At 42.2% G+C, this 11,924-nt stretch carries 13 protein-coding genes; 6 read left to right on the top strand and 7 right to left on the bottom strand.

All coding sequences use genetic code 11. The annotated features are described in order from the left end of the window. Positions 1-28 precede the first annotated feature (28 nt). The 4 genes from ACQGQ5_RS09870 to ACQGQ5_RS09855 form a co-directional block, all read right to left on the bottom strand. Positions 29-1,195 (bottom strand): hypothetical protein, encoded by a 1,167-nt coding sequence (locus tag ACQGQ5_RS09870; protein WP_444642351.1) that lies wholly within the window; start codon positions 1,193-1,195, stop codon positions 29-31. A gap of 74 nt (positions 1,196-1,269) precedes the next feature. Beyond that, on the bottom strand, positions 1,270-2,421 hold the full coding sequence (locus ACQGQ5_RS09865) for an HlyD family secretion protein (protein WP_455736344.1): 1,152 nt from the start codon (positions 2,419-2,421) through the stop codon (positions 1,270-1,272). 25 nt (positions 2,422-2,446) lie between these two features. Then, a complete protein-coding gene (locus ACQGQ5_RS09860; protein ID WP_455736343.1) occupies positions 2,447-4,765 on the bottom strand; it encodes an ABC transporter permease in 2,319 nt (772 codons plus the stop codon). Next, positions 4,759-5,460: an ABC transporter ATP-binding protein gene (locus tag ACQGQ5_RS09855; RefSeq protein WP_455736342.1), complete on the bottom strand. Its 702-nt coding sequence runs from the start codon at positions 5,458-5,460 to the stop codon at positions 4,759-4,761. The genes ACQGQ5_RS09860 and ACQGQ5_RS09855 overlap by 7 nt, the downstream gene beginning before the upstream one ends. A gap of 200 nt (positions 5,461-5,660) precedes the next feature. On the opposite strand from ACQGQ5_RS09855, the gene ACQGQ5_RS09850 reads away from it, so the two are divergent. From ACQGQ5_RS09850 to ACQGQ5_RS09825, 6 genes are all read left to right on the top strand, one after another. Then, positions 5,661-6,341, top strand: coding sequence for a Crp/Fnr family transcriptional regulator (locus tag ACQGQ5_RS09850; protein ID WP_455736341.1), 681 nt, complete (start codon positions 5,661-5,663; stop codon positions 6,339-6,341). A 40-nt stretch (positions 6,342-6,381) separates the two neighbouring features. Beyond that, positions 6,382-7,110 (top strand): Crp/Fnr family transcriptional regulator, encoded by a 729-nt coding sequence (locus ACQGQ5_RS09845; protein WP_455736340.1) that lies wholly within the window; start codon positions 6,382-6,384, stop codon positions 7,108-7,110. Between the two features lie 327 nt (positions 7,111-7,437). Next, positions 7,438-8,631, top strand: coding sequence for a DUF438 domain-containing protein (locus ACQGQ5_RS09840; RefSeq protein WP_326975372.1), 1,194 nt, complete (start codon positions 7,438-7,440; stop codon positions 8,629-8,631). Between the two features lie 33 nt (positions 8,632-8,664). Beyond that, entirely contained in the window at positions 8,665-9,006 is a 342-nt protein-coding gene (locus tag ACQGQ5_RS09835) for a cupin domain-containing protein (protein WP_326975373.1), read from the top strand. Positions 9,007-9,059: 53 nt separating this feature from the next. Further along, a complete protein-coding gene (locus tag ACQGQ5_RS09830) occupies positions 9,060-9,248 on the top strand; it encodes a ferredoxin (RefSeq protein ID WP_195464769.1) in 189 nt (62 codons plus the stop codon). Between the two features lie 188 nt (positions 9,249-9,436). Then, entirely contained in the window at positions 9,437-9,847 is a 411-nt protein-coding gene (locus tag ACQGQ5_RS09825; protein WP_195464771.1) for a hemerythrin domain-containing protein, read from the top strand. Positions 9,848-9,990: 143 nt separating this feature from the next. On the opposite strand, the gene ACQGQ5_RS09820 is transcribed toward ACQGQ5_RS09825, so the two are convergent. From ACQGQ5_RS09820 to ACQGQ5_RS09810, 3 genes are all read right to left on the bottom strand, one after another. Next, positions 9,991-10,689: an FprA family A-type flavoprotein gene (locus ACQGQ5_RS09820; RefSeq protein ID WP_195464773.1), complete on the bottom strand. Its 699-nt coding sequence runs from the start codon at positions 10,687-10,689 to the stop codon at positions 9,991-9,993. A gap of 67 nt (positions 10,690-10,756) precedes the next feature. Then, the gene (locus ACQGQ5_RS09815; protein ID WP_326975375.1) at positions 10,757-11,293 is read right to left on the bottom strand and encodes a hemerythrin domain-containing protein; all 537 of its coding nucleotides are present in this window, start codon (positions 11,291-11,293) and stop codon (positions 10,757-10,759) included. Between the two features lies 1 nt (position 11,294). Further along, complete coding sequence (locus ACQGQ5_RS09810) at positions 11,295-11,909, bottom strand: hypothetical protein (protein WP_326975376.1); 615 nt, start codon at positions 11,907-11,909, stop codon at positions 11,295-11,297. Between the last annotated feature and the right edge of the window lie 15 nt (positions 11,910-11,924).

Raw genomic sequence — 11,924 nt, 5'->3', positions numbered from 1 at the left:
AAGTTTTTAATTGTATACTGTTACGCATTTAATTTGATGCAGGAAGCCCACGCATAATCCATTTATAACTTTCTATCTCTTGGGAAAGTCCCAACATCGCAGCTTTTACAGAATATTGTTGTGAAAGCGTATTATATCTAATTTTAGCGTAATCCATGGTGGAGAGAATTCCTGCTTCATGTTTTTTCAAAGCCTGTTCTTGACTAAATTCCGCGGTTGCTAGTTTTTGCTGTTTAGCAGTCAGTACAACCTTTTTTTCTTGTATGGTTTTATACTGCTTATCCAGCGATGAGCCTATGTTCTGTAACTCAAGTTCCATGTCATCATTGAGAGCATTTTTTTTATCTTTTTCTTTATATGTCTCGTCACTTAGAACTGCGCGCTGCTTGCGTTTAATTTTTATATTATAGCTTGCATCCTGTGCTGCAGTGAGATCACTGTCCAGATCAATTTTATTTGTATAATCGGTGTCCGGATTTGGAACATTTCCAAATACAATCGTATCGTTATAAGAATGTCCAAGTAAAATATTCATTTCAGTGTCGATAGCTTTCGACTGATTTTGTAGATTGGTTATGCTGCAATCCAAAGTGTTTAAGGCATCTTGGGCTTGCGCGACATCAAGGCTGGTACCCTGCTTCAGGTTGTATTTCGTTTGGGCAGTCGAAAGAGTGTTTTCTAGCAGTGCGCGGGAATCTGTCAGGTCCTCTATATTGTATTGGAGCTGATAGTGAGTAGAAAACAAACTTTGAGCGGTTCTCACAATCTGATAATTTGCCAAATCAGTTTGTAAATCCGTCAATTCAAAATCATCCTCCGAAGTATCTTCCTGCATATCTAATATTTTAGACAAGGTAGAAAGCGTTACGCTGGTACCCTTTGCAACAGTTTTCAATTCTTCCGAAGCATCCGGATCATTTAGAATTGCTGTAAGACTTTGAGAGGTTTTTGAAACCGTATCCAGAATATTTTCATATTTTTTCTTCAGCTCATTTTTATTATCAAGGCTGTCAAGGCTTAGCATGTTACTGTTTACCTGCAAATTATTTCCCAAAACAGTTTGTTCCACCTTTGAATATTCAATTGTATAGGGCGTCTTTTTTTCAGCAGTATCCTCTGCAAACGCGGGTACCGTCGTATTCAGGGCAAACAGTACCACCATTGTAAATAAAACGGCTTGTTTTCTCACTTTCATGAGATTTACTCCTCCTTATATCCTATTAAGTAATTTGCATAGCAAAATTCACTTCCGATAGGTAAATTCCGTTGTTAATCATTGCTGCTTTTATTTTTCATTCCCGACACATTGTTTTTAATAGAAAAATGGACGTCCGATGTCAAACCGGGTTTTATATATTCGCTGTTTTCATCCGGCTTCACTTGTACTTTAACAACACGGTCACCGTCGTGATCCACCGCCAAACTTGGAATTTTGGTAATGTGTCCTGTGATCTTTAAGTTTTTGTTAGACGTTGGCACAATATAGACCTTGCTGGTTGCTGAGATTTCTCCAATGAATTCCTCCGGTACTTCCGCGCTGACATAGATGCTGTTCGCATCAATTAGGCTGATTACATTTTGGGCTGTTTGGCCACTGATGATGGTTCCCCTTTTTACATTGATTTCTTTCACAATGCCGGATGCCAGGTTAGAAACAATATTTGCCCCGGAAATGTAGGGCTCGTCAGCTTTTGAACTCATTATGTCAAGATTTGCCTGTGCCGCTGTAACATTAGCTTTCTGTTGATTTAGCTGAACCTGCGCAGTTTTCAATGAGATGTTTAACGAATCGATCGCCTCTTGCAAAGCGCGCTTTGTCTTTGCAATGTTAGCTTTCGCATCATTAACAGCTTTACTCTTTTGATTCAGCGCATCGGAATATGTATTAAAATCAGATTGAGATATTGCCCCACTTTTAAGCAACGTTTTGTATTTATCCAAATCTTCACGCGCCTGTTGTTCTTCCTTTTGGGCAAGATTTAGGGCATTTTTGTATAATTGCAAATCCGGACTACTCCCGTTATTGAGCTCTTTTATCTTGTAAGCAATTTGATTCTTCAGAACTGAAATCTGCTCTTGCAGAGAGGCTTGATCAACGTTGTCGGCGGAAGCTTTTGCCGAGTCAACTTTTGCTTGTAACTCTTTTATATTGTTTTCATATGTATCGGTAGAAAGTGTGATCAGCTTGGTTCCTTGTTTTACATTATCACCTACACTCACGTTGATGTTTTCCACTTGCGCGGGAAAATCAATGCTGATTTGGGACTCGCTGCTGTATAAGACTTCCCCCCAAGCAACAATATCCGTATTAGTTGCCGAACTCCCAGAAGACACGCTTGTTTGTGGTATATTATCAGTCTTTTGGCAGCCTGTGAGCAGCAAAAGCAATGCGGTTAGCAAAATTGCATAATACTTTTTCATATGTGGCAGAACCTTCCTTTATCAATCATTCAACGCTTTTCAGCGCCTGAAGCATATCAATGGATTTAATTTTTTTGCGGACGACATGGTTTACAATGGCTGCGAAGATCAACGTTATCAGTGCTGCAATCAATATTCTGTCTACCGTCACATGGCTGATTAAATCAAAGTCATCGCCAAACCCTCCAGCTATTGTATTAGCAAGAATTTTTCCGATCGGAATTCCTAAAAAGATACCAATTATTGTAGAAAATAAATTTTCCATAAGAACAAGCGGCCGAATTTCTTTTTGATGGAAACCAAGGACTTCCAATGTGGCGAGGTCTCTTACCCGTTCGGCAAAATTCAACATCCCCATGTTATAAAGTACTACAAAAGCCAGAATCGCACCCGATAAAATCAGGAGGAAAGAGGTCCCGAAGATAGCGCTGAGATTACTCTCAAAATCTGATTTCTGGGTTTTCCTGTCTGTATAGCTGGCAACATAATCGCTGTTTAAAAAATCGTTATCCTTATGCGTCCATTTTACAAGCACTGACGTGGGACTATATTTTTCGCCGATTTCCTGCCAATAACTGTCTGTCATGTAAATGCCTTGTGAACTTGGCATATAAACAATCTTAATGATTTTAACGGGATAGTACGAATTGCCGCTTCGCTTCAAGTTCACCGTATCGCCGGCTTTCACGTGCATGAGTTCGGCCAGTTTCCTTGTCATTGCGATTCCGGTATCTGGCAGGGTAACACTATTGCCGTGCAAATCCTTTAGATGGATCAGCGGACTTTCCTTTGAAAAAACAGAGATGACGGACATTTTTCGCAGTCCGCTCTGAGTGGTAAGTTGAACGGAAGTTTCCTCTAAATTCTGTACAGTCCCATCAAGATGCAAATTCTTTAAAACTTTGTCTGTAGTACCGCTGGTGAGAATGATTTTCTGGTCATAGGAGTATGTTTGATCATAAAGTGTTTTTGGAATTCCAGATACAAGATCAAACAGGGCCAAGGCGCCTATAATCAACCCCGCGCAGCCCGATACGCCGAGAATGCTTACGATGATTCTGAATTTATTGCGCATTGCATTTCGCATAATCAGTTTCTGGCTGAATTTCAGGCGGTTCCAGATGTAGGGCAGATGCTCCAGTAAGATATGGCTACCTCTCTTTGGTGCTTTGGTCCGGAGCAATTCAGACGGTGTTTCATTCTGGAGCTTCAGGCACGAGTAGCAGGAGATACCTCCGGTAAAGAGCAGAATAATGGAAGCGCCGATCAGAAACTTAGGAATGTTGACAACCATGTCTTCAATTGGGAAAGTCATAAGGTGTTCCAATTTGGAAAGCAACAACCTTCCAATCACGTTTGGACCAAACAGGACTCCAACGAGGATACCCACTACACCAATGTAGACACCATAGGATGTATAATGCCACAAGATACTTTTCCTGCTATAGCCCAATGCTTTTAATATTCCTATTTGGTTGCGTTGGTCTTCCGTAAGCCTCATCATAGTGCTGAAAGTTATAAGAGCTGTAACCAGAAAAAACATAAAAGGAAAAATTGTGGCAAGGGACTGGAATTGGATAACCTTAGCGTTCGCAAAATTGACGCCTCGATTATCGGTTTGTGTTATCACAAAGTTGAGCTTTTTTCCGAATATGGAATCCATTTGGCTTTGGACTGCTGCAGTATCCGCTCCCGGAGTAAGCTGAACTTCGATTTGGTTATAGGGTTTCACGCCGCCGTAGGCGGAAGCAATCTGGTCTTCATCCATCACAATAAACCCATAGCCCTTTGGGTCCGGCATCATGGAAGCGGTGTCTTTAATAGCATAGATATTTTCACTGCTAAGGGCGAGTGCTTCAATCGAGACCCTGATTTTGTGATCGTTTACCTTTACGGTCAGGGAGTCTCCAACAGAAAGATGATTGGCCTCTGCGAACGAACGGTCAAGGATTGCGCCTCGTTTGCTCACCCTTTTTCCCGTCATCACCTCCGCCATATCAAGCGTATTTTCCGAGGGAACGGCATAAATCTGCAAAGATGGTTTTCTGTCTATCTCGGCGGTGGCATTGTTGATCGAAAATCGTTTTTCCGCCTTCTGCACACCTTTAATATTCCGGACCCTCCACAGATTCAATTCGGAGGGATTCGAAGCGGATATCCAAAAATCCGAAAGATCGGTAGCTTTGTAAAAACTTTGAGAATGTTCATATACTGTGGTCCATATGGTATCCAGCCCGACCGACATACCGATAGCAAGTACAGCCATAATGAAAATAGACAGAAATTGAGATCGATTTTTCTTCATATCCTGAATCGATTTTTTAAAGAGTGCACCCTTTACCATACAATTTCCTCCACAGGTCGCGGATGCTCGGTATGCCGGGTTTCGATGATCTGCCCATCGCGCATGTGGATTACAGTATCCGCCATTTCGGCGATCGGTGCATTATGTGTGACCATGATCACTGTTTTTTTCATATCACGGGCTATGTCGCGAATCAGCTTAAGCACGATTCGGCCAGTACCTGAATCCAAAGCACCGGTGGGCTCGTCGCAAAGCAAAATCTGCGGATTTTTTGCCAGTGCTCGGGCGATAGATACCCGTTGCTGTTCACCGCCGGACATCTGGCCTGGAAAATTGTTTTTTCGTTCTCCCAGACCTACCCGCTCCAACATCTCTACAGCATTCAGTGGCTCTTTGCAAATTTCCTCTGCAAGCTGAACGTTTTCAAGCGCTGTTAGGTTGGGGACAAGGTTATAAAACTGAAATACAAATCCAATTTTGTCCCTGCGGTATGAAGTCAATTCTTTGGCTCCCAAATTTGATATCTCTTCTCCATTTACTGTGATAGTCCCTTTCGTCGGTGAATCCATGCCGCCCAGCATATTCAACACCGTCGTTTTTCCCGCCCCGCTTTGCCCAAGCACAACGTTAAATGACCCTTCTTCCAGAGAAAAACTGATTTCTTTCACAGCCTTTATGATACTGTCTCCTACGATGTATTCACGTTCTACTTTTTCAAATTGAATAAAACTCATCCCGGATCCCCCTCATAGAGAAATAGGTCATTTGAAAACTTATTTTTTTATTTAATATCGGCATTGGCTTTGATACCTGCTTAAAACGTAAATTTTCCAATATAGTTTCTCCTTTCATTTCCAGTTCGTTTGTATTATAATCTAAAGCAATAAAATAAGGAGTAACATATGTTACTCCTTATAAAGAAGATGATAAAAATATGGAGAACCTGATCCCAACACTTGCATTGACCAACTTGTTTCGGTGCTTTTCAACGGAAGAATTGTCAGTCCTTTTAAAAAAAGAGCATTACCATGTCAAGCGATATGCCAAAGGCGCTGTAATACACCTTCAAAACGAGAAGTGTGTCAGTCTTGACATTGTTTTACATGGGACGGTTTTGGTTCAAAAAATTGATTCAAACGGGGATATGCTTACTCTTTGCAGTTTTATGGCCGGTGATTCTATAGGCGAAAACCTTCTTTTCTCGCGGAATAATCCGTATCCTATGACAATGACCGCAAAATCTGATACGGATATTCTCCACGCTGACAGAACGTTAATTCTATCGCTGTGCCAAAACAGCAGTGGATTTCTGGAAAATTTTCTTCAGTCAATCTCCGACAAAACACTGATTCTGGCAGGAAAAATTAATACTCTTTCCATGAAAACAATTCGCCAGTGCATGATCGAATTCCTGCTTTATGAATACCGAATACAAAAAAGCACAACGATACGGTTGGAAGTATCAAAAAAGGAACTTGCAGAAAAATTCGGGATCCAAAGGCCATCACTATCCCGAGAATTGATGAAAATGCGCAATGAAAACCTGATTACCTTTGATGCCAAAAGTATAACTATCAGGGATATGAAAGCACTTAAAAGGCTTCACACCGACTGATAAATGAGGAACAGACTGCTAAAAAGGAGTGGTACGCTTCATGGAGAAATGTAACATATGCAACGAGCACTGCCTACATAAGCTCTGTATGCGCAAAGTACCGATTTTTTCATCCTTAAGTCAGGATGAAATGACCCATATTGCTTCTATTATTCGCCACAAAGAATACCGAAAGGAAGAAACACTTCTTTCCGAGGGAAGTAAAGCGAACACCCTTGTGATTATCAATGAGGGAAGTGCCAAAGCCTTTAAACTTACACCAGACGGCAGAGAACAGATCCTGTATGTGTTTTCCGAAGGGGATTTTTTCGGAGAACGCAATCTTTTTGGCAGACAGATATCTACCTACTCTGTGGAAGCCCTGGAACCGGTCAGGACATGCTCTTTTACAAAGGAAAGTTTTTATGATTTACTTCACTCATATCCGGAGATTGCTATAAAGATCATTGAGGAATTGGAAAAACGAATTTCTCACTTGGAATGTACCCTGCAAAGCATGGGGGTGCGCAGTGTTGATGAGCGTGTCAGTACACTCATCCTCGATTTTGCCGAAAAATATGGAACGTCTGTTCCTGATGGAACACTGATTCATCTACCACTGAGTCGTGAGGGTATGGCAAACTATCTGGGAGTCGCACGTGAAACGGTAAGCCGAAAGCTTGGCCAATTGGAAAACGAAGGGATTATCCGCTCGCACGGAAACAAAAGTATTTTGCTGCTGGATCGCAATATGCTTGAGTCATCAGCCGGAAAATCCGTTGATCTTTAATTTACCAACATGGCATAAAAATTTGAGTGCGATCACAGAAATACCTCCCACAGCCTGTTACAATGATGATGAAATCAGGAGCAGACTGCGGGAGATATTCTATTCAAGGACAAAATTCTGAATTTAAGTAAGAGAGAATATGAATGATGCAACAATGATTCGGGAATCACTAAATTGTTGGAAACAGTTGGGTGCTAAAAATTATAAAGTCCAGAATGCCCGCATCAGAAGGTAAGTTTATGACCATTTCAAAAGGTACAAAAGCAGAAAATTACGTCCCTTAAATCAGGCTTTTGTGGAACACGAGTACAAAAAGGAGGAATCTACATGAGTGAGGAAATCAATAACCGGGAATATCGCCAGAAAATTCTGAAGGAATTAATCACACAACTTCATAACGGCAAAAGTGTTGAAGAGGTCAAGGGACGATTTGCTGCCGTGTTCGGAGGAGTGTCTGCAGAGGAAATTGCGCAGGCCGAACAGGCTCTTATCAAGAACGGTTTGCCAGTATCCGAAATTCAGCGCCTTTGTGATGTGCACGCAGCCGTGTTTAAAGGTTCCATTGAAGAAATTCATCAGCCGTCAGACCCGTCTGAGATTGCCGGGCATCCAGCTAATACCATGAAGCGTGAAAATAGAGCTATTGAAAAATTGATTGCAGAAATCCGAAAAGTAATAGATCAATCATCCGGAAAAAAAGATGTGGAAACCGCTCTCAATCGACTCGCCGAGATCGACCGCCATTATCTTAAAAAAGAGAACCTGCTATTTCCTTACATGGAACAGTATGGTATTACGGTTCCCCCAAAGGTAATGTGGGGTGTGGACGACGAAATTCGCGCACAGCTCAAAGAAATCAATATGCAGCTTAAAACAACAGATCTATTCCATTTGAAGGGACAAATTGAAGAACTCCTTGCGAAAATCAGTGAGATGATTTTTAAAGAAGAAAGCATTATGCTTCCGATGCTGCTTGAAAACCTGACACAGGATGAATGGAAGCGTATTGCCGAAGAAAGCGGCGAACTTGGCTATTGTTTCATTGATCACGTACCGGAGTGGTCGCCGATCGTCCGAAAAGAAAAGGAAATCGTACGGCAGGAAGAGGCCGCTCCAGGTGTCGTTACTCTGCCGACCGGGGTACTGAAAACCGAAGAGCTTGTGAGGATGCTCGATACTCTTCCCATTGACATTACCTTTGTGGACAAGGACGACACAGTAAAGTATTTTTCGCAGGGTGCAGAGCGCGTCTTTCCCCGTACAAAGGCCATTATAGGTCGGAAGGTTTCCAATTGTCATCCACCGGCAAGCGTGCATATCGTGGAAAAACTTGTAGAGGATTTCAAAGCCGGACACAAAGAGAGTGAAGATTTTTGGATTGATATGGGTGAAAGATACATTCTTATTCGGTATTTTGCTGTACACAGTGAAAAAGGTGAGTATCTCGGCGTACTGGAAGTGACCCAAAATATTAAACCTATTCAGAAAATCAAAGGTGAAAAGCGTCTGGTTTCAGAATAATATTGAGATAATTAAAGAAAGGTGATTTAAAGTATGGAAACGCATTATTTAAAGAACATTGAATTCAAAACTGCATTGGAGTTGCCCTCACTGGTCGAATACCAGCAGGGACAGGTTGTGAGCCGGACGCTTGCGCAGAACAAGGCAGTGAGTATCACCCTGTTTGCATTTGATGAAAACGAAGAAATTAGCTCGCACTCATCAGATGGTGACGCAATGTTAACTATTCTTGAAGGAACGGCGCATATTACCGTTGGGGATCAGGAATTTTCACTGGCAGAAGGGAAAACCATTGTGATGCCAGCGGGGATTCCTCATGCTGTGGCGGCAGACGGAAAATTCAAGATGCTCCTTACGGTTGTATTCCCACAGTAACAAGCATGTTCTTATATCAATTATTTGTTATAGTTTGAAAGGATGAGAACTTTATGAAAGCAAAACTTGACAGAAGCGGATGCATCTCCTGCGGACTCTGCGCGGAAACCTGCCCAGATGTTTTCCGGATAGCTGACGATGGAGTGGCTGAAGTTCATCAGGAAAACGTTCCTACAGAAGCCGAAGACAAAGCCGTGGAAGCACGGGATGGATGCCCCGTTTCTGTAATTACGGTTGAATAACCTTTCTTTGCTGAATGAAAAAATGAGCGATAGCCTTCATGTAAAGGAGCGTCGCTCATCTCTTCTGTATCGGCTAATATTGGCCATACCAAAGTAAAAATATGCTTTTCGTTGCATATGCAACATAGTTTTCATGAACGACACAGTATACTGTTAATATCACCACAAGTAAAAAGGAGAACAAAATCATGAACAATCTGGAGATGTTAAAGAAGCAGCACGGGGAGATTTATGAACTCATCAAAAATATAAACGCTTTGGTTTCCGCTAACCTTGAGTCAAACATAAATGATATTGCTTTTCAGATCAATGCCCTGTCTGGAAAACTAAAAATGCATCTGATGTCGGAAGACAAATTTCTGTACCCCTCACTTATGCATAGCAACCGTCAGGAAGTAAAGGATAAAGCGAAAGAATTCAATCATGAGATGGGTAGCCTTGCGGAACAGTTTGGAGCGTTTGTCCAACAGTATAATACGCCCTTTAAAATTCTTCAAAGCAAGGATCCTTTCCTTACAGACAGCAAAAAAATGTTCAGTCTGATTGAAGAAAGAATTCGCCGCGAGGACGGAATCTTGTATCCGTTGGCAGAAGATTAGCGAGCAGGAAAAAGAGTGAACCCAAAACAAATGCTTTGGACATTTCCGTGGAGAACGCTCCTGCCCAGAACTATAAGGAGACAGCCATTGCCGCAAGAGGGATGAATCCTTTCTCAGCAATGGCTGTCGTTTTGCCAATTCTATTATTCTATTTTGTTTCTATAAAGCTCCATTACAGCGGAGAATTCATTTTCAATAATCAGCCCATGCCCCGGAGCAATTAGCCGGATTGGCAGGTCCGCCAGTTTTAAAACCACTTCTTTTTCTGATTGTGACGCGGACCCGAATACTTTTTCGTAGTAACGCTCTGCCGCTTTTAAAAGCGTGTCTACTGGGTAATCAAGGTCTATCGGAGGTTCCGCCGCCGCATATTGTCCAAACAAATCGTTAGAGAAAAGGATATTGTTCCTGTTCCAGAAAGTTACCATGTTATCATCCCAGTGCAATCCCGGAGTCTCATAAAACGTGAACTTGTATTCCCCATATTCAACAGCATCACCGGTTTTAACCGCATGAAAATTGGCTTTCGGGAGTGCGCTCATAAGACGTTTCTTACAGGCTTCCGTGCACAAGACGGGAACGTCCGGGTATTGCTGCAGCACCATTGGAAGAGCACCGCTGTGGTCTTCTTCGGAATGGTTCAGGATGATGGCATCCAGCGGCTTTTCTCCAATGACAGAAACGATTTCATCCGTTAGCATGGAAGCAGTTCTGTCGGGGAGAGTGTCAATCAAGATGTTTGCTTTCCCAGTGATGAGGTAAGCCAGAAAAGAAAATTCCTTATCCGGCTTTATGATCGTCTTTCCGATAGCATAACATTGTTCGGATAGTTGATATTTCATGGTTCTCCTTCTTTCTAAACGGATGCAAAAACACTTCATCGCTTCCATGAACCATTTTTCCGGAAAGCTATTTTCGAACAGTGTCCGAATACCGTTCCATAAAGAAATCTTCCCGATTCATTTTTTCCGCCAACTCGGTCATCCTCTGAACCACACCGGGATCAAGATTCCTTTGCGCATAGGGATATACGACTGTGTTCTCTTTTTCCATATGGCGCTCCAGCAAATTGCAGTAACCGACGGCGTTGGCTATGATATCAAGCATGTTCTTGGTGGATCTGTTTTTTTCATATGCATCCAGTGCTTTCTCCAAATCAGACACCAGAAGTCTTGCCCAATCGTGTTCCACCAACATGCCATGCTGGACCAGATTGACCGCAACGCTGCCCAAACGGTCAAGCATTTCTTGAAACAGAATTTTCTCTTCTTTTCGGTGGTGATGTCCGTCCGCGTAATCGCGGATAAATTGAACCATACTACGGAACTCTGCAACATGAACGCTTTGGCTCTCAATGCAATTTGCGCACGTATTCCGAACATAACCGCAGAATGTCAAGATGCGGTCATGTTCTTCTTTTAATGTTTCAAAAATTGTTGTATTCATATTACCCTCTTGAAATTCGGAAGGTGAGGCCGTTCAGTTGCTCAAATGCAAATGACTTTTGAAATAAGAATCCTTTGATCCATTCAGCACGTAAACGATAAAAAACGGCTGCATCTGCGCCGAGTGCTTTCCAATATTCTTCGTGGATACCCCCGACATAACTCCAGATAACTTCATCCTGACTTTCGGTCTGAACCTCTACTGCGCTGTCGCAGGGCATTCCGTCTAAAAGAAAATCGGTGATTTCGGTGTAAATTTGCATACAGTCAAAATTGGAGGAGGACGATGTTCCTTTTTCCTGCCCATCCTGATAAAATACAGATAAAATGCTCTTAAGTCTTTCTTCATGGCCGCTCAACAGCTGAGTGACGGCATATGCCAAACGGTTTTCAACACATGCAACACGCTCATAGAGCCAACCGTGGATATTGTTCCCGTCAATAATTCCTTCCAGCGGACCTTGCTCAAGCTCTCCGTACTTTTGATTGATTTCCTGCCGAAGACCGCTACTCCAACCCTCTGACTCTGAAAGTGAGAGAATGGCCTGAACGAGAAATTCCTGTCCTTTTATTTTTTGATACATCCACTCATGAACAGGACCTAAAAATGCACTCATGAAATTATCCTCCTA

It is taken from the genome of Caproiciproducens sp. (genome assembly GCF_053840905.1).
Note: the sequence above shows the minus strand (reverse complement) of the source record. Positions and strands in the feature narration are given on the sequence as shown.